At 30.2% G+C, this 19043-nt stretch carries 22 protein-coding genes and 1 riboswitch; of the genes, 15 read left to right on the top strand and 7 right to left on the bottom strand.

What is annotated here, in order from left to right:
• Positions 1–131: 131 nt before the first annotated feature.
• Together ACESR5_RS03490 and ACESR5_RS03485 are read right to left on the bottom strand one after the other, a co-directional pair.
• Positions 132–803: a transcription antiterminator gene (locus ACESR5_RS03490; RefSeq protein WP_087245858.1), complete on the bottom strand. Its 672-nt coding sequence runs from the start codon at positions 801–803 to the stop codon at positions 132–134.
• 70 nt (positions 804–873) lie between these two features.
• Complete coding sequence (locus ACESR5_RS03485) at positions 874–1860, bottom strand: metallophosphoesterase (protein ID WP_158094002.1); 987 nt, start codon at positions 1858–1860, stop codon at positions 874–876.
• A gap of 167 nt (positions 1861–2027) precedes the next feature.
• A riboswitch (Lysine riboswitch) is annotated at positions 2028–2197 on the top strand.
• Positions 2198–2262: 65 nt separating this feature from the next.
• Here ACESR5_RS03485 and ACESR5_RS03480 point away from each other — a divergent pair.
• From ACESR5_RS03480 to lysA, 4 genes are read left to right on the top strand one after another with little or no spacing between them, the layout of a single operon-like run.
• Positions 2263–2712: an ACT domain-containing protein gene (locus tag ACESR5_RS03480; RefSeq protein WP_240924514.1), complete on the top strand. Its 450-nt coding sequence runs from the start codon at positions 2263–2265 to the stop codon at positions 2710–2712.
• A 10-nt stretch (positions 2713–2722) separates the two neighbouring features.
• Positions 2723–3619 carry a 4-hydroxy-tetrahydrodipicolinate synthase gene (dapA, locus tag ACESR5_RS03475; protein WP_373154256.1) on the top strand — a complete coding sequence of 299 codons (897 nt, stop codon included), beginning with the start codon at positions 2723–2725 and terminating at the stop codon, positions 3617–3619.
• Between the two features lies 1 nt (position 3620).
• The gene (gene dapB, locus ACESR5_RS03470; RefSeq protein ID WP_087245841.1) at positions 3621–4364 is read left to right on the top strand and encodes a 4-hydroxy-tetrahydrodipicolinate reductase; all 744 of its coding nucleotides are present in this window, start codon (positions 3621–3623) and stop codon (positions 4362–4364) included.
• Positions 4365–4376: 12 nt separating this feature from the next.
• Positions 4377–5687, top strand: a complete 1311-nt coding sequence (gene lysA / locus ACESR5_RS03465; protein WP_373154255.1) for a diaminopimelate decarboxylase — start codon at positions 4377–4379, stop codon at positions 5685–5687.
• Between the two features lie 12 nt (positions 5688–5699).
• On the opposite strand, the gene ACESR5_RS03460 is transcribed toward lysA, so the two are convergent.
• On the bottom strand, positions 5700–6542 hold the full coding sequence (locus ACESR5_RS03460; protein ID WP_373154253.1) for a LysR family transcriptional regulator: 843 nt from the start codon (positions 6540–6542) through the stop codon (positions 5700–5702).
• Positions 6543–6648: 106 nt separating this feature from the next.
• On the opposite strand from ACESR5_RS03460, the gene ACESR5_RS03455 reads away from it, so the two are divergent.
• From ACESR5_RS03455 to ACESR5_RS03445, 3 genes are all read left to right on the top strand, one after another.
• A complete protein-coding gene (locus ACESR5_RS03455) occupies positions 6649–7266 on the top strand; it encodes a YitT family protein (protein WP_373154251.1) in 618 nt (205 codons plus the stop codon).
• A 45-nt stretch (positions 7267–7311) separates the two neighbouring features.
• The gene (locus tag ACESR5_RS03450) at positions 7312–7683 is read left to right on the top strand and encodes a hypothetical protein (RefSeq protein ID WP_224762555.1); all 372 of its coding nucleotides are present in this window, start codon (positions 7312–7314) and stop codon (positions 7681–7683) included.
• A gap of 145 nt (positions 7684–7828) precedes the next feature.
• On the top strand, positions 7829–9214 hold the full coding sequence (locus ACESR5_RS03445) for a M17 family metallopeptidase (RefSeq protein WP_373154249.1): 1386 nt from the start codon (positions 7829–7831) through the stop codon (positions 9212–9214).
• A 23-nt stretch (positions 9215–9237) separates the two neighbouring features.
• On the opposite strand, the gene ACESR5_RS03440 is transcribed toward ACESR5_RS03445, so the two are convergent.
• The 3 genes from ACESR5_RS03440 to ACESR5_RS03430 form a co-directional block, all read right to left on the bottom strand.
• Positions 9238–10032 (bottom strand): MurR/RpiR family transcriptional regulator, encoded by a 795-nt coding sequence (locus ACESR5_RS03440; protein WP_373154248.1) that lies wholly within the window; start codon positions 10030–10032, stop codon positions 9238–9240.
• Between the two features lie 58 nt (positions 10033–10090).
• Positions 10091–10669, bottom strand: coding sequence for an RDD family protein (locus ACESR5_RS03435; RefSeq protein WP_289528229.1), 579 nt, complete (start codon positions 10667–10669; stop codon positions 10091–10093).
• Positions 10670–10792: 123 nt separating this feature from the next.
• Entirely contained in the window at positions 10793–11518 is a 726-nt protein-coding gene (locus tag ACESR5_RS03430; RefSeq protein ID WP_168081595.1) for a glucosamine-6-phosphate deaminase, read from the bottom strand.
• Between the two features lie 287 nt (positions 11519–11805).
• Here ACESR5_RS03430 and ACESR5_RS03425 point away from each other — a divergent pair, with 287 nt between their 5' ends.
• Positions 11806–13176, top strand: coding sequence for a PTS sugar transporter subunit IIC (locus ACESR5_RS03425; protein WP_373154247.1), 1371 nt, complete (start codon positions 11806–11808; stop codon positions 13174–13176).
• A 218-nt stretch (positions 13177–13394) separates the two neighbouring features.
• Entirely contained in the window at positions 13395–13946 is a 552-nt protein-coding gene (locus ACESR5_RS03420) for a DUF5714 domain-containing protein (protein WP_087305194.1), read from the top strand.
• A gap of 52 nt (positions 13947–13998) precedes the next feature.
• Here the strand turns inward: ACESR5_RS03420 and ACESR5_RS03415 are convergent, their stop codons facing one another.
• Entirely contained in the window at positions 13999–14922 is a 924-nt protein-coding gene (locus ACESR5_RS03415; RefSeq protein ID WP_373154246.1) for an alpha/beta hydrolase, read from the bottom strand.
• A 105-nt stretch (positions 14923–15027) separates the two neighbouring features.
• On the opposite strand from ACESR5_RS03415, the gene ACESR5_RS03410 reads away from it, so the two are divergent.
• The 6 genes from ACESR5_RS03410 (at position 15028) to upp (ending at position 18977) form a co-directional block, all read left to right on the top strand.
• The gene (locus ACESR5_RS03410) at positions 15028–15594 is read left to right on the top strand and encodes a GNAT family N-acetyltransferase (protein WP_373154244.1); all 567 of its coding nucleotides are present in this window, start codon (positions 15028–15030) and stop codon (positions 15592–15594) included.
• A gap of 46 nt (positions 15595–15640) precedes the next feature.
• Complete coding sequence (locus ACESR5_RS03405) at positions 15641–15847, top strand: hypothetical protein (protein WP_373154242.1); 207 nt, start codon at positions 15641–15643, stop codon at positions 15845–15847.
• Positions 15848–15955: 108 nt separating this feature from the next.
• The gene (locus ACESR5_RS03400) at positions 15956–16558 is read left to right on the top strand and encodes an L-threonylcarbamoyladenylate synthase (RefSeq protein WP_373154239.1); all 603 of its coding nucleotides are present in this window, start codon (positions 15956–15958) and stop codon (positions 16556–16558) included.
• Positions 16555–17001 carry a ribose 5-phosphate isomerase B gene (gene rpiB, locus ACESR5_RS03395; RefSeq protein ID WP_373154237.1) on the top strand — a complete coding sequence of 149 codons (447 nt, stop codon included), beginning with the start codon at positions 16555–16557 and terminating at the stop codon, positions 16999–17001. The genes ACESR5_RS03400 and rpiB overlap by 4 nt, the downstream gene beginning before the upstream one ends.
• The gene (glyA, locus tag ACESR5_RS03390) at positions 16998–18239 is read left to right on the top strand and encodes a serine hydroxymethyltransferase (RefSeq protein WP_191492983.1); all 1242 of its coding nucleotides are present in this window, start codon (positions 16998–17000) and stop codon (positions 18237–18239) included. Before rpiB ends, glyA begins: the two co-directional genes overlap by 4 nt.
• 114 nt (positions 18240–18353) lie before the next feature.
• On the top strand, positions 18354–18977 hold the full coding sequence (gene upp, locus ACESR5_RS03385) for a uracil phosphoribosyltransferase (protein WP_346698052.1): 624 nt from the start codon (positions 18354–18356) through the stop codon (positions 18975–18977).
• The last annotated feature ends 66 nt before the right edge of the window (positions 18978–19043 follow it).

Raw genomic sequence — 19043 nt, 5'->3', positions numbered from 1 at the left:
AATTTATCAATTTGCATAAAAAATAAAAAGAAGTGGTAGATTTAATAAAAAATTCTACCACTTTGTCAACAGCCTGAAATCAGCTTATAAAGCTGATTTTTTGCAAAAAAAAGAAAGCCTTTCGACTTTCATTACTGTTTCTTTAAAGCTGTTCCAAAATGTAAAGCAATATAAGCTAATTCATGTTCATTAAATCTTTTATGATAATGTTCATTGACAATATCATTGAAAATTTCTGCACACTTATATTCTAACTGAAATTGAGCTTGAATTTTATCTTTTAATGGGTTGTTAGTGAGTTGATGATTGTTTTGTAAGCGATCTAAAGCAGGATAGAAATGAAGTGTTATACCTGTATAGAATTCTTTGTTTTTTCTTAAATCTAATTGAAGATCGGCTTCAATACGGTTGATTGTTTCATTAATAATATCTTCAGTTTCATCATCACATAAATCAAACTCACAATTAAAATCAATATCTAACAGATTAATATTTGCTAAATACATAGTGACATATTGAATTTGATTTTCATCAATTTCAACATGAAATTGTTGATCTAATTGATCAATAATTTGTTTAGAAACACCATAATATTCATGACTTTTTAAATGATTAATCTGGCTTTCGCTTGTTGGAATATAAGTTCCATTGATTTCTCTAGAAATACATAAAGAAAGATGAATAATTAAGTTATCAAAAGAAACATCAGATATTTCAATATTGTGATCTTGAATAACCTTTCTCACAATATTTTCAATGATTTCTTTTCTATTTTCAAATTGACTGTCTAATTCTATAACCATAATACCTGTACCTCGCTTTTCATATGATATATTATTTGAATTCAAAAGTCTACCATAAAAAAATTTTTTCTTAAAATGAAACATATACTTCAACATATTCACAATTTGTCATAAATCTTATAGGAAATCCCCATGAACCATAACCACTGGAAACAATTAATGAATGATGATCTTGTACCAATAAACCATAATCATTATCATAAAGCAAATTGGTAATGACATTTCCAGGAAAAATCTGTCCAGCATGTGTATGACCAGAAAGCTGAATATCAGCATATTTTTGATTTTCTTTATATCGACCAGGGTTGTGATCTAAAACAATGGTTGGTAGTGAACTATCCATATTTTCACAAATTGTATCTATGGAAGTTGAAGAATGTAAACTTACATCTTCTCGTCCTATTATATTAAACAGTCCATCAATACATACAAATTTTTCATTTAAATAAGTGATTTTGTATTTTTGATATAGTTTTTGACTAGATAGAGAAATGTATTTTTCATGGTTACCATCAACTGCATAAATACCATATTTGCAATGAGCAGCAGATAATATTTTTAATGTTTGTTCGATATAGTCTTGAGGAGAATTTTCATCAAATATATCACCACCCAAACAAATGAGGTCATATTGATTTTGATTTAATGTATCAACAAGATTTTTGATTTGTTGAGGGCTTGTTCCACTACCAATATGAATATCACTTATAAAGGCTATTTTTAATGATGAAAGAGTCGTATTTTTAGGAATAGTGACATGGTAATCTGTGATTTCTTTATGAAAATGAGAGCTATATCCTAAACCAGTTATAGAAATAGATACAAGTAAAAGACATATTATAAAAAAAGAATGATGTTTATGATGAATGATATGACACCATAAATGATATAAACCAATCCATATAAAAAAACAAAAAGAGCATAGGATATAAAAATTTATTATATTGTTCCAAACAAACCATAAAGAGGATGTTGGTTGAAAAATGACTTCTATAAGAAGTGTTATGATGGCTATAAGTGTTAAAATAGATAAAGTATAACGCCAACTTTTTTTCATATGTTTAAATATACGAAGAAAATATAGAAAAGGTGTTATAATAAGAAATAGGGATAGGAGTGTATAAAATATAATCATTCATAAAAACCTCTTTTCTTTTTTTACAAGTATAACATAATTGAACAAAAAATAAAGGTTGCTTTCAATGAAGTCATATGATAGTATTAAAAAAAGATAGAGGTGCAAGAGTTAAGAGTTCTTTTATCAATAGATGCAACTAAAAAGAAGGAGGAACGATTGCCGAAGGGATAATTATTTGCATGTGATTATTGCCTGGGGGTATAGAGAATATCTATATCACTGTCACTTTGTAATGAAGTGGTGTGCTATTGCCTTAATAAAATAATATTTATTATTGCAATGGTACCATTGCAATTTTTTATTTTAAAGAAGGTGAAAATATTGAAATTGATTGAATCAGATCATCATATTATTCAAGTTAAATTCATGAATGTAGAAAAGAATTCATTATTTGTTGGAGATATTTTTCAAACCATTTCTTCAATGAATGTCAATATAGATATGATTTCTGAAGTGATGTTAGAAGATGAAATGCGTATTGATTTTACATGTAGTCAAGATGATCAGAAAAATTTAGATCATGCTTTATCGTTAATAAGATCAAAACATCCACGTATGCAAATTTATCAAAATAGACAAGTTGCGAAAATTAAACTGGAAAGTCATGAAATGAAAGATGAAGTAGGTGTTGCTGCAATGTTATTTACATTATTAGGGAAACATCAAATTCCTTTACTTCAAGTCACAACATCAGAAGTATCTATTTCATGTGTGATTCCATTGGAATATGTTGATTTAGCTTTGTCAGAAATTCAAAATGAATATAAATAGGAGGAAAATTATGGAACCAATTTTTGAAGGAAGTGCAGTTGCGCTTGTATTACCAATGTTAGATGATGGAAGTATTGATTATGATGGCTTTAAAAGACAAGTGCAAAGAATGATTGATGGTGGAGTACAAGCTCTTTTAGTGAATGGAACAACTGGAGAAACACCAACAATTCATATTGATGAAGAATTTGAATTAACAAAGATTGTCATGGAAATGACAAAAGGAACAGGTGTGAAAGTGATTGCGGGAGCTGGTTCAAATGATACAGAAACAGCTTTGAAAAAAGCAAAGTTTGCAAAAGAAGTTGGCGCAGATGCTATTTTAGTTGTAACACCTTATTATAATAAGACAAGTCAAAGAGGTTTAATTGATCATTATACTTATATTGCAGATCGTGTTGATATTCCAATGATTATATATAATGTACCAGGTCGTACAGGAATGAATATTGCAGTAGATACAGTTTTAGAACTTGCTAAACATAGAAATATTAAGGCTATGAAAGATGCAACTGATAATATTGCTTATGCTATGGATGTTTTAACACACACAAAAGACTTAGATTTTGATATGTATAGTGGCTGTGATGATAATATTTTACCGTTTATTGCTGCGGGAGGAAAAGGGGTCATTTCTGTTTTATCTAATCTTTATCCAAGAGAAACAGAAAAATTTGCTCAAGCTGTGCTACATGGTGATATGGATTTAGCTAGACAAATGGCATATGATTTCAATGATGTCAGCAAATATTTATTTATTGATGTCAATCCAATTATGCCTAAGGCTGCACTTAAAAAAATGGGTGTATGTGGTGAAATGGTCAGAAGACCATTAATCCCAACAACAGAAAAAAATAAACAATTATTATTTGATGCTATGGAAAGATTTGAAAAGAAGGGCTATTAATATGAATGTATTGGTTTATGGTTTTGGTTTAATGGGTAAAAAAGTAACGCAAGCGGTGAGAGATAACGCCCAAATGAATTTAGTTGGTGTTGTTTCTCCTGTCTTTGATGCGAAAATTGATGAAAAAATGTATGCATCTTTAAATGAAGTTCATGAAAAAGTAGATGCTATTATTGATTTTTCGCATCCAGATAATTTAAATGATATTTTAAAATTTGGTGTTAGAAATCATTGTGCACTTGTTCTAGCAACTACAGGATATAGTGAACAACAAATTTTACATATTGAAGAAGCATCTTCACAAATTCCTATTTTTCAATCATATAACACATCTTTTGGTGTTTCTATGTTAACAAAGATTGTCAAAGAAGTAGCGAAAGAATTTTATGAAAATGGATATGATATTGAAATTATTGAAAAACATCATAATCAAAAAATTGATGCACCAAGTGGAACAGCTAAACTTTTATATGATGTGATTCATGAAGATATTGAAGAGACAAAAGAAGTTTATGATCGTTCTACTGTTCATCATAAACGTGAAAGAAATGAAGTTGGTATTCAATCTGTGCGTGCTGGAACGATTTTTGGTGAACATAGTGTTTTATTTGCGGGACATGATGAAATTATTGAAGTGAAACATACAGCTTTATCAAAAGAAGTTTTTGTACAAGGGGCTATTTCAGCATGTTTGAAGATTGCTGATAAAGAAAATGGTTTATTTAGTTTAAAGAATTTATATTAAAGGGGAAGAACAATGGTTTTACAGACACAGTTTGCTCAAATTAGGGATCGTAGTTTATATATTGATGATGTCAATGCAATGGATTTAGTTAAAAAATATGGAACGCCACTTTATGTTATGAGTGAAGGACATATAAGACATCAATTTGAAGAATTAAAAACAAAGTTTTTAGATAAGTATGATAATGTTTTGCCATTATTTGCTTCAAAGTCATTTAGTTGTTTAGAGATATATAAAATTGCCAGTGAATATGGTATTGGTATTGACTGTGTGAGTGCAGGAGAGATTTCTATTGCCTTAAAAGCTGGTTTTGATCCTCATAAAATTTATTTCCATGGAAATAATAAACTTCCATCTGAAATAGATTATGCGATAGCTCATGATGTTGATCATTTTGTGATTGATAATTTTTATGAGATAGAATTAATTGAAAAAATAGTAACTCAATACGATAAAACCATTTATGCAACTGTAAGAGTTGTGCCAGAAATTAAAGCTGGTGGACATGGATATATTCAAACTGGACATAAAGATACAAAGTTTGGTTTCAGTGCTAGAAATGGCATTTATTTAAAAGCTATCCAACAAATTGCCGATTCTACACATATTGAATTTGAAGGTATACATTGCCATATTGGTTCACAGGTTTTTGATTTATATGCTTATATCAGTGCTATGCATCGTTTTGTACGTTTTGCCTATGAAATATATGATCAATTAGGTATTATGGTGAAAAAGATAAATGCTGGTGGTGGATATGGAATTGCCTATACTAAAAAAGATGAACCACTAGAATTTGAAACAATCACTTCTGAAATCATGAATATTATTAAAGATGGTTATGATAAACGTGGTTGGGAAATGCCAATGGTACTTGTAGAACCAGGACGTTATGTTGTTGGTAATGCTGGAATTACATTATATACAGTAGGAGCAGTCAAAGACATTCCAGATGTTCGTACTTATATGAGTGTTGATGGTGGAATGACGGATAATATTAGAACAGCTTTATATGATGCGCAATATGATGGTATTATCGTTAATAAAGCTTATGAACGTCGTGATACAAAAGTGACTGTTGCTGGAAAGGTTTGTGAATCTGCTGATATTGTTGTTAAAGACATTATGTTACCATATCCTGAACCTGGTGATATCTTTGCTCAATTTTCAACAGGGGCCTATCATTATTCCATGTCTTCTAACTATAATCAGTTACCAAAGCCAGCTGTTGTTTTTACATATCAGGGCAAAAGTAAATTAGTGATTAGAAGACAGACTTTTGATGATTTAATTACTTTTGATGTACAGGAAGACTATCAATAAGAGGAAGAAACATTATTCTTTCTCTTTTTTGATACTTTGTAAAAATGCATTCAAACTTTTATTTTGAGAGTTTTTATGCCAAATCAGATAAATATGGAATTGTTGAGAAAAGTCTTTTAAAGGTAAAAAGCAAAGATATTTTTGATAAGCATAATAATCTTCAACAAATTGGGCTAAGATAGCAGTATCCTGACTAATAGCTAAATGCATGAAAAGAGTATCTAAATCATGGCTTTTAAAATCAGGATGACTTGTATCCATAATCACATGTGTTTGATTTTTTATATCAAAATAGTCTAAAGAAGGATATGAAGATAAAATATGATTTTTATTCATAGCAACAACAAATGGATAAGAATAAATATGGAGATAATCAAACTGATCTTCAAAAGGAATAGGATCATGACCAACTCTAGCAGTAAATACACAATCGACTTTATGATTTTTTAACAGCTCTTCAATTTCTTGTCTAGAATCACAATAAAGCTGAATATCCATATGTTTATTGTGTTGATAAAAATTCTGAATATTTTTAATCATAATGCAATGTTCAATACCTTTTAAATATCCAATTCTTAATTGACCAAAATTTTCATGATGTAAATATTGAATCGTTTGATAACATTCTTGATTTGCTTCCAAGACTTTAAGAGCACTTTTTAAAAAGATTTTTCCTTGTTGAGTTAACTGAACATGCTTTTTGTTTCTTATAAACAAATGAAAACCAAGTGTTTCTTCTAAATGTTTAATATGATTACTAACAACTGTTTGAGAAATAAATAGATTTTGACTGGCTTTTGTAAAGTTTAAAGTTTTAGAAACTTCGACAAAGCATTTTAATTGTTGAATATTCATAGAAAAACTCCTTTATTATAACTTTTAGTTATTATATTATATCGTTTTTATATGAGACAATTATAATAAATTGATTAAAATAAGTATAAATTGAAGGAGTTAGATTATGAAAAAAATCATTATTTATATTATTGGTTTAAATTTTTTAGCATTAGGAATTGTATTGAATATTTCTACAGGACTGGGAGTTGCTGCTTTATCAAGTTCCATTTATACAACAAGTCAAATATTTCATATATCATTAGGAACAGCCTCTATTATCTGGTATATAGTGTTTGTTGGAATACAATGTTTATTATCAAAGAAAATAACTAAGGAATACCTTTTAGAAATACCGTTATCTTTTGTATTTGGTTATCTTAATGATTTTTATGATTATATCATTCATATAACACCATCATCTTTTATACATTCACTGTTACTATTATGTATCGCTTTACTTTGTATTTCTTTAGGCGTTTATTTGACAAGTGAAACAAACTTTGTATTGAATCCAGGCGATGGCATTGTGAAAACAATAAGTGAAGTTTTCCATTATCCTTTCTATAATGTCAAAAATATGTTTGATATTTCTATGATTTTATGTTCGCTTGTTTTAAGTTGGATAACACATAATCCTATTATGGGAATAGGTATAGGAACTATCATTTCAGCAGTTATGATTGGTAGGCTTATTAAAGTCTGGCAATATCTTCTTCAAAAAAGATTATTTATTGAGGTATAAAGTTTTTATATGTGTTCATAATTCACATATGAGGTGATAAACAATATGAACAATATAAAAAAAATCGTTTTTATTATACTTGTATGCATGTTATGTGTCAGTGTTGAAGCGAAAAGTGACGTTCCTAAATATAAAATTATATCTAACAGTTATCAGCAAACTGATATTCAAGACATGTATGATATAAAAAATCAATTACTAACAGATTATAAAGAATGGGTCAAAGGGGTTGATAATCCAGATCAGGCTTTAGCTGATCACCAGAGTGATTATCAGGCAACCTTTAAACAGGGTGTTTATACTATTGTTTTAGGAAAAGGAAAAGGGAAAACTTTAACAGGAGATTTAAAGGTCAATTATTGTGAAACAACTGAAGATATAGAAACAAAATCCTTGATATGGGATTGGCTATTTTGATATGAAACAATATGTTTCATATTTTTTATTCTCTTTAAAAAATAAGAGAATAAGCAAATATTATAGGATTAAGGGTAAAATTAATGAATTATTTTATTTCGTTCTCAAAAAGTGATATGATATATATCATAAGGAGGATTGTTTCATGAAACAGTTAAAACAACCAGACAATAAAATAATGATTTATCCGATCTATCATCATCAAAGTGTCTTGAATGATATATGTGATACCTTAGGATATGATATCAACACAATCATTAATAAAGACTTCAATCAATCCACAAAAGTCTATACACTTGGAAAATATGATTTCCCTTATATTCTTTTTGTGGGACTTGGTGATGTCAGTGAACTAACTACAGCCAAACTTAGAAAGTTAGTTTTGAATATTTCAAAAAATATTAACGAGCCTGTTCAGCTGATGACTGATCATCTTGATGAAGGTATTGACAAGCATGCCTTTGTCAGAATATGGGTAGAATCACATATCATTGCCCAGTATCAGGAATGCAAGATTGGACATGATGCGAAAATGATAGCTGACTTGGATATTGTATCATCAGGATATGTTGAAAAGGATATTGAAACAGGAAGAATCTATGGAGAAGGCATCAACTATGCCAGAAGACTTGCCGATACACCATCCAATCTGATGACACCAGAAGACATGGTGAAAGAAGCTGTCGAACTGGCTAAGGCGTATAACATTGAATATACAATACTCAACAAGAGTGCCTTAGAGGAAATGAAAGCAGGAGGCATTCTGTCCGTCAATCAGGGAAGTCATATACCTGCCTACATGATTGTATTGAAGTATACGCATAATGGAAATGCACCACATAAAGCCGTGATAGGAAAAGGAATTACATTTGATTCAGGAGGATACAACCTGAAATCAAACAGCTATGGCATGAAGTATGACATGTGTGGAGGAGCAGATGTTTTAGGAATCATGAAGATTCTTGCTGGTATCCAAGCCAAGACAAATGTTTACGGAATCATTCCAGTGACAGAGAATCTGGTGAATGGAAAAGCCTATAAACCACAGGATGTCATCACAACACTATCAGGAAAGACAGTCGAGGTCGTAAGCACAGATGCAGAAGGACGACTGATCTTATGTGATGCTATCACATATGCACAAAAATTAGGAGCTACTCATCTTATTGATTTAGCGACTCTTACAGGAGCATGCGTAGCTGCTTTAGGAGATGTTTATACAGGTGTTTTCGCTAATGATGATGCCTATTATCAAGAATTTGAACAAGCCATGAAAGCAGCTGATGAAAAGGGATGGCGTTTACCAATGGATGATGAATATTTTGCAAAAATTAAATCAAATAGCGCAGATTTCAAAAATTCTATGGGAAAACCTGGTGCAGGAGCAAGTATTGCGGCTAATTTCTTGAATGCTTTTGTAGAAGAAGGTACAAAATGGATTCACCTAGATATTGCAGGAACAGCGGACAATGATGGTACTGGTGCAACAGGAGCCATGATTAGATCAGTTGTTAATATGTTTAGTAAATAAAAACCGAGATTTTTCTCGGTTTTTTAAATATTCTTTTCTTGTATGTAGTTAGAATATTCTATACATATCATATCAGCAATCATAGTCAGCGCATAAGGATGACTAGAATAATCTTTTCTCCTTTTATAACAAATATACTTATCTACATAAGGAAGATTAAGATTATCTGCAGATGTTATCATGACAATCTTAGGTTTAGATTTATTATTTTTAAAAGGTATTGTTCTAGAGAAAACACGATTAAAATATGTTCCCGTATCAGAAAAAATGATAATTAAAGTATCTTCATGAGAATGAGATATATAATCTATTTGATCAGCAAATTTAATTCTTGTAAAAATCATTTTCTCACTTGTTTGAAGATCATATTGCATATTTAAGGCAACATTTTGAGAATGCATATATCCAAATGCAGCAACGTGTTTATATTGATATATATCAATAACGAGCTCTTTGATCTGTTTATCTAATTCTGTAGAATAAAGCATATTTAAATTATCTATAACTGATAAAGTATATGATTTAGATAAACTTTGTTCATCAAAACTTTTGAAATCAAATTTATGATGCGCATGCTGGTATTCAAGAGGAATTTTTGCTATTTGGGTTTTTAAAGAATTAAAATCATTAAGGCCAATCTCTCTACAGAAACGTGAAACACTAGAATTAGAAACATAACATGTTTTTGCAAGTTCAGATATAGAGAAATCCTCTAGATTCCTAATGTTTTCTATTAAGAATTTTGCTATTTTATAATTATTAGAATCTTTAGGTTCACTATTAATTGTTGATAAAAGTATGATAACGAGATTAAACATAAAAAATCCCTCCTTAATTTGACATGATTATATCATGTAGAAAAGGGATTTCACAACATTAATTTTTTATGACTATTGTTTTTGCTATCTTATCATGAAAAGATTGTGATTTTTTATTAAAATAAGCATAAATAATAGAAATAAGTGTTAAACCATAGGCAATATATTGAAGAATTTGAGCAACTTGCATAAATCCAAAAAATTCAATGAGCTTTCTAATATATGAACTTGTTACAACAATACCACCTTCTAAAAGAGTTGCTCCAATCAGTTCTCTTTTTAACATACATGCTAAATTTATATCTTCTCTTTCTTCAGTAACAACTTTGACTTTGCATATTTTTTTACCAATTGTTTGACCTTTCCAAAGATATGTAGGAATAACTATATAATAGAAAACACCTACAAATATTCCAAATAGACCTAAAAATAAACCGATAGAGAAAGAATAGTGTGATAAATCAAACATATATGGCTTTAAATAATCACCATCTCTTAAATAAAATGTTATAGGTATAACAACAATCATATGGGTAATATACCAATCTATAATCATTGCAACACATCTTCTTACTCTTGTTTCTATAATATCCATCTTTGTTTCAGGTTTTATTTTTTGTTTTTTCTTTTTTGACATAATCATCACTCCATAACATGATTATATCAAATATAAATATATTATTTTTTATTTTTCCAAAATTTGGAAAGTATATATGTAAAAAATGACTATAAACTCTGCAGAGTTTATAGTCACCAATAATTACATTCTATGTTCTGGGTAATCTTTCATATCTAATAGAGAAGCAGCATCTTTATCACAAATAATAGTAAAGTTAGGATGAAGTTTTAAAATAGTAGATGGTAATTCATCAGAAATTGGAGAATCTAACATTTGTTTTAAAATTTCAGCTTTTTCTTTACCAGTTACAATCATAACAAGATGTTTAACTCTCATCAAACTTTTTGGTCCCATAGATAATGTGATAGGAAGATGTTCTTTTGCTGGATAAGTTGGATTTGCAGCATTTTTTGTTTTTCTATCCATAGGGTAAGTATAGCTATCCATTGGTGTACATCTTGGACAGTTACTACAGAAATGTCCATCCCAACCTAAACCAATTAACATCACATCTAAACCACCATGTTCTCTGATATCCCAATCATAAGTTTCCCAGTTTTCCATAGTCGTTGTATGAATATGATCTTCTGGAATATGTGCATCTTTGAAAAATAATTCTTGCATTTCATCCCAGTTAGGACCATATTTTTTATCTTGATATGGAGCTTCATCAAATAGATAATAATGAATATTTTTAAACTTATCTTGATCTTTAACTTCTGGAATCATCATTTGATAAAGCATTTTAGGAGAACGACCTGCTGTTAAAGAAATATTAACTCTCTTATCTTGCATCATAGCTCCTAATAAGATGTGCATTGCACTTTCACTCATTTTCTTTTCAGATTCTTCAATAATTAATTTCATATTTTTTCCTCCTTATGAATCTGTATATCATAAGAAGATAACACTAACACACACCACTCATTATAGATTATATATTTATTTTGTCAATCAACAATTTAAGAAAATAATACAAATTTTGATTAAATTTGTTAAATATACAAAAACAATTGTATTATTATATATGATTATAATTATAATAATCAATATATTTCCAAAAGTTGGAAATGTTTTCAATTATATGGAAAAATGGTGTCAAATTTTGTGTTTTTTTATATAATCAAAACAATTAAATGAAAGGGGAGATTGATATGAATTTTATGGAAAAGTTTAATGAACTTGCGAATCGTACCTTAGTCCCTGTAGCTAATAAGTTGGGAAACCAAATTCATTTGGCTTCTATTCGTGATGGTATGGTTGTAGCAATTCCATTGTCTATTCTAGGTGGGGTTTGTTTAATTATTTCAACACCGCCATTTACTCCAGATACATTGCCAAACTGGGGATTTATTAGTGACATGTTGATGGGTTGGTATAATTGGGCTCAAACATATAAAGCAGCTTTACAAGTACCTTACAACATGACAATGGCGTTAATGGGGTTATTTGTATGTTTTGCAATTTCTTATAATCTTGCAAAAAGATACGATATGGCACCATTGAATGCATCTATTGTGACTACTGCAGTATTTTTAATTGTATCTGCACCTTCTATGTCAGCTGTTCCAGCTAGTGTGATTCAAGAAGGAACTGCTGTAACTGATATGTTAACTCAAGTAGGAAGTTATATTCCAACAACATTCTTGGATGCTAAAGGTATTTTTACAGGAATTATTTGTTCTATAGGCTGTGTAGAAATTATGCGCTTCTTAATTAATAAGAACATTAGATTCAAAATGCCTGAAGGGGTACCACCTGCAATTACATCATCATTTGATGCAATTATTCCTTTATTTGTATGTGTTATAATTTTCTATGCAATATCATTAATTGTACAAAACTTTAGTGGTGAATTATTACCAAGTATGATTATGACAATATTGGCACCTGCAGTATCAGGATTAGATTCATTAGTAGGTATTTGTTTAATTACTATTATTGCACAAGTATTCTGGTTCTTTGGTTTACATGGTGCAAGTATTACTCAACCAATTAGATTACCATTTATGCAAATGTATTTAATGGCTAATATTACTGCATTTAGTGCAGGTGAACCTATTGTACATTTCTTTACGCAATCATTCTGGTCTTATGTTATTACATTAGGTGGTGGAGGTGCCACTTTAGGATTATGTCTCTTATTATTAAGATCTAAATCAGTAGAATTAAAGACATTAGGTAAATTATCTATAGGTCCAGCAATATTCAATATTAACGAACCAATTATCTTTGGTTTACCAATGGTATTAAATCCATTGATGATGATACCATTTATATTTGTACCAGTTGTTAACTCTATTATTGCTTATGGTTTAATGGCAGTTAATTGGGTAGGTAAAGGTGTTATTGAAACACCATGGACAACACCAGCACCATTAGGAGCTGCATTAGGATGTATGGATATTAAAGCAGCATTTATGGTTATTGGATTAATTATATTAGATATTGTTTTATATTATCCATTCTTTAAATTAATGGAAAAACAAAAATTAGAAGAAGAAGCTTCAAAAGCAAATTCATAATCAAAAGAAGATAAACGACTAACACACATTATAACCGTACTTTTTGTACGGTTTTTTAATTCAATAAAAGCTCTTCAGGTATTGTTTGTTTTTTGATATTCATTTTAGAAATCGAACGATATTTATGATTTATTTTACTGTACATATACAACTTTTTCTTTTTGAATTTATTGAATGTCTAAGAATGTTTATATACAATAAAAAGAGAGGTGAAATTTATGGATGAAAATATGCAAATAATCAAAGATATATGTTTAAAAGAAACAAGTCAAAATCCAATAAAAATTGTGAAGAAATTGATGAAAATTGAAAATATACCAATCCATGGACCGGTTCATCATATTATTGATGGATATGCTTTTTTGACTGCTATGCATAATGTAGGAGTTGAATTTGATTTTCCAAAAGCCTTAGATGAGCTAGAAGTTAGAGGAAAGAAAATGCCAGGAGCAACTTGCGGACAATGGGGAATTTGTGGATCAAGTTCTTCTGTTGGTGCAGCTTTAGCGATTATTCATCAGACAACACCATTATCAGATAATGAATATTATAAAGATAATTTAAAACTGACTTCATTAGCACTTGGCAACATAGCTGAAGTTGGAGGACCAAGATGTTGTAAAAGAAATGCTTATCTTTCGTTAAAAACAGCTATCAAATTCGTTGAAGAAACGTATGGTATTCTATTAGAAGATACTGATGAAAAATGTGAGTTTTCTCATTTGAATCAACAATGTATCAAAGAAAGATGTCCATTTTATCATCACTAACAGATATAAGAATTTATTATTAAAAGAAAAATGACTGAAAATCAGTCATTTTTTACTCTTTAACGTATTTATTCATAAATTCAATAATTGTGCTTTCACATAATTGAGGATCAACCAAATAGCTTTGCGCATGACCAGCTCCCTCAACAATCAATAAATCTTTATCAGCACTACATGCATTATAAAGATCATAAACCATATAGGTTGGCACAAAATTATCACGATCACCATGTATAAATAAAGTTGGTGTTTTAGATTTTTTAACTTGTTCAATTGTTGAAGCTTCTTTGAAGCTATATCCTACACGTTTTTTACTTAATAAAGTTGCAGTTGGTAAGACAAGAGAAGCAGGAATATGTCTTTGATGAAGTTCATGTTTAAATTCATCAAGAACACTTGTAAATCCACAATCAGAAATAATACATTTGACATCATCAGGAAGTTCTTCACCACTAGCCATGAGAACAGTGGCACTTCCCATTGATATACCATGTAAAACAATTTGTAAATCTTTATGAAAATAATCTTTAACCTGATGAATCCATTGAATACAATCTAATCGATCTAACCATCCAAATCCAATATATGTGCCTTCACTTTCTCCATGAGCACGATTATCTGGCAATAAAATATGGAATCCTAGATTATGATAAAATTTAATATAATAGGCATATTCTTTTAAATTATATGAACGATAACCATGAACAGCAATTAATACTTTATTTGTATCTCTATCAGCTTTTAAAAATTTAGCTTTGAGTTTTAAACCATCATTTGAAGTCATTTCCCATGTTTCAAAATGTTGTTGTTTTAACCAAGGAAGATATTTTTCAATACGTGGATCAACTTTTGGTTTCATTTTATTAAGTGGTGTGCTTTTATGACAGGCAAAATCAATTGCAGTGACACCTACAAAGCCAACAATAGCACCAGATAATAAAGCTGCACAAGCAAGAGTTTTCTTTTTCAATTTCATCATTCCTTTCCTAGTGATAATATCATACCATAAATTCATGAAAAAATAATGTTCTTTTTTCATATAATCATCATTTATTGTATACTTATAGAGGGAGTGAGACTTATGGAAAGAGAAATCATATATCAAAAAGATGGTTATACTTTAAGATTAACGCAAAAAGAAGATGCTATGGAATATTATGAAAACAACTTTAATTCAATAGATCCAGATATAGTGAGATTGACAGGGAGTCAATCTTCTTATACTCAAGATGAAGTGGTCAACTTTTTTATAAGCTGTATAGATGCTAAGGATCGTTATGACTTTATTTTAATTGATCCTGAGGGACATATTGTAGGGGAAAGTGTTATTAATGAGATTGATTATGAATTGAAGAGTGCTAATTTTAGAATTGCGATATTTCATCATCAAGCACGTGGACAGGGTATTGGAACATGGATGATTGATCAGACATTGTCATTTGCTTTTGATGTTTTAAAATTGCATCGTATCTCTTTAGATGTCTTTTCCTTCAACAAAAGAGCCATTCACACTTATGAAAAAGTAGGATTTAAACATGAGGGTGTTCTAAGAGATGCTATCAAAGATGGAAATCAATACGCTGATGATATTTTAATGTCTATTTTAGAGGATGAATGGAGAAAAATGAAATCTCAAAAACATTCATAAATTCTACATATTTTTATGTTATGATATATAAGAGGAGAAGATTTTTATGAAAAAGTTAATAGAAACTTTTGGGCTAGGGGTTTTAATGATTTTAGGTGGTTCATTAGCTGAATATACGCTTTCTTCATTTTCAGTAGTTTTTATTGATAGTGGTGCGTTTGTTTTGATTTGGGGTCTAGGATTATTTTATTGGAAAGAGATTCAAAAAGGTATGGATTGGATTAAAGAACTTAAAAATATTTCAAAAGAATAATAATGAGGCGATAGAAAATAAAGAATCTATCGCCTATTTTTTATTTTCAAGTGATATTTGTATAATTTTAAAGGCATTTGTGTTAGAATATCAGCTAAGGTGATGAAGATGACAAAAGTTGTATTAGAAAATCAAATGAATGAAATTTGTGATGTGATTCAAAAAGGTGGTATTGTTGCTTTTCCTACTGAAACAGTTTATGGCGTAGGTATTCATTTTAATGATGAAGAAGCATTAGAGCGTTTAATGGAAGCAAAAAATAGAGATTATTCTAAAGCGATTACTTTGATGGTTGCGGATAAAGCAGATATTTCTCAGTATGCTTACATTAGTCCACAGGCACAAAAGATGATTGATCAATTTATGCCTGGAATGATTACGTTGATTTTTAAGAAAAAAGAATCTGTTCATGATAGCATGACAAATGGAAAATCAACCATAGGAATACGTATTCCAGATAGTGAATTTGTTTTATCTTTATTAAAAAAGGTAGGACCTATGTTAGTCACAAGTGCGAATTTATCTCAACATTCAAATACAACTTCAACTCAAGAAGTATTGAATCAATTGGACGGACGTATTGATTTAGTCGTTGATGGTAAAACATCTGATAACATTGCCAGTACAGTTGTTGACGTGAGTCAAGATGAAATCAAAATATTAAGAGCTGGAAAAATAACAAAAGAACAGATAGAGGAGGCAATAAAATGAAAATAGCAGTTGCATGTGATCATGGAGGATATCGTTTAAAAAATGTATTAATGGAAGAAATGAAAAAACAAGGATATGAAGTTGTAGACTTTGGAACATATAATGAGGAAAGCTGTGATTATCCTGATTATGCTGCCAAAGCTGCCAAAGCTGTCGCAAATGGAGAATGTGAAAAAGGTGTTGTCGTTTGTGGTACAGGTATTGGTGTTTCTATTACATGTAATAAAGTCAAAGGTATTCGTTGTGCATTAGTTCATGATGTGTTCAGTGCCAAAGCAACAAGAGCTCATAATGATACAAATATGTTAGCAATGGGGCAAAGAGTGATTGGAGAAGGTTTAGCATTAGAAATCTTGAATGCGTGGCTACATACTGATTATGAAGGTGGTAGACATGATCAAAGAATTGCCAAAATGATGGCTTTGGAGAGTGAGCAAAGATGAGAGATGAACAAGTCTTTGAAAGTGTTGAAAGAGAATTAAATAGACAAAGAAATAATATTGAGTTAATTGCTTCAGAAAACTTTGTATCAGAAGAAATATTAGAATTAGCTGGAAGTGTTTTAACAAATAAATATGCAGAAGGATATCCAGGTAAGAGATATTATGGGGGATGTCAATTTGTAGATGAAGTCGAAACTTTAGCAATCAATCGTTTAAAGGAATTATTTGGCTGTGAATATGCAAATGTTCAGCCTCATAGTGGGGCTCAAGCCAACACAGCTGTTTATTTGGCATTATTAAATCATGGGGATAAAGTGTTAGGAATGTCACTTGCTGATGGAGGACATTTAACACATGGACATCCACTCAATTATTCAGGAATCAATTATGAATTTTATAGTTACGGAGTTTCTCGTGATACAGAAACGATTGATTATGATGAATATAAGAGAAAAGTCGAAGAAATCAAACCAAAGTTAGTTGTTGCAGGAGCGAGTGCCTATTCAAGAATTATTGATTTTGAATATATGGCCAAGATTGCTCATGAAAATGGTGCTTTATTTATGGTAGATATGGCACATATTGCTGGTTTAGTTGCTGCTGGTTTACATCCTTCACCTTTCCCTTATGCTGATGTTGTCACAACAACAACACATAAAACATTAAGAGGACCACGTGGTGGTGTCATTATGTGTAAAGAAGAATTAGGAAAAGCGATTGATAAAGCTGTTTTTCCTGGTATGCAGGGTGGTCCATTAATGCATATTATCGCAGCGAAAGCCGCATGTTTCTATGAAGCTTTACAACCAGAGTTTAAAGATTATGCGAAACAGATTATGAAAAATGCTAAAGCATTAGAACAATCTTTAAAAGAAGAAGGATTTAGATTAGTGGCTGATGGAACGGATAATCATTTGATTTTAATTGATGTTAAAGCAAGTTGTGGTATGAGTGGAAAAAAAGCTGAAAGATTGCTTGATGAAATTCATATTACAGCTAATAAAAATGCGATTCCATTTGACACTGAGAAACCTTTTAAAGCAAGTGGTATTCGTGTAGGAACACCAGCGATGACAACAAAAGGTTTTGATGAAAATGATTTTAGAGAAGTTGGTAAAATTATAGCGTATCGTTTAAAAAATGAAGAAACAGATAGTGTTAAGGAAGAATGTTTAAAAAGAGTGAAAGCATTAACTGATAAAGTGACAATGTATCAAGATAAAACATATTTGAAATAAGAGAAGTTTAATCTTCTCTTTTTTGATTATTGATCATGAAGATGGATAAAGATAGGCTTTATAGGGATAATTTGATATAATGATACTAGAAATGAAAGAAAGAAGGGATTAGAAATGGCAACAATTATTTTAAATCATCCTCTTATTGATCATAAGTTGACCATTATGAGAAATAAAGAAACAGGTACAAAAGAATTTAGACAGAACTTAGATGAAATTGCGATGTTAATGGCTTATGAAGTGACAAAGAGTTTACCATTACAAAATATTGAAATTGAAACACCAATATGTTCTATGACTGGTAAAAAATTAGTCCGTCCTATTGTTTTGGTTCCTATTTTAAGAGCAGGTCTTGGTTTAGTTGATGGTTTTAAAACAATTATACCAACAGCCAAAGTTGGACATATAGGAATGTCAAGAAATGAAGAAACTTTACTGCCAGAGGAATATTATGCTAAATTTCCTTCATGTTTAAAAGAAGCTGATGTGATTGTCCTTGATCCAATGTTAGCAACAGGTGGTAGTGCTTGTGCTGCTATTACAAACATTAAAAAAAGAGGCGCTAAAAATATTAAATTTGCTTGTCTTGTTGCTGCTCCAGAAGGTATTCAGGTGATTGAAACTGAGCATCCTGATGTGGATTTAATTGTTGGAGCACTAGATGAGAAACTGAACGATAAAGGCTATATTGTGCCAGGATTAGGAGATGCTGGAGATCGTTTGTTTGGAACAGATTAGCTATATGTCAAAATTGTATAGTGTGAATAATGGTATGATTTAAGTTATCTTGACAAATACTAAAAA

Source organism: Clostridium sp. AUH-JLR23 (assembly GCF_964238065.1).
Lineage (GTDB): Bacteria > Bacillota_I > Bacilli_A > Erysipelotrichales > Coprobacillaceae > Allocoprobacillus > Allocoprobacillus merdigallinarum.
This window is presented reverse-complemented; position numbering and strand designations above follow the sequence as displayed.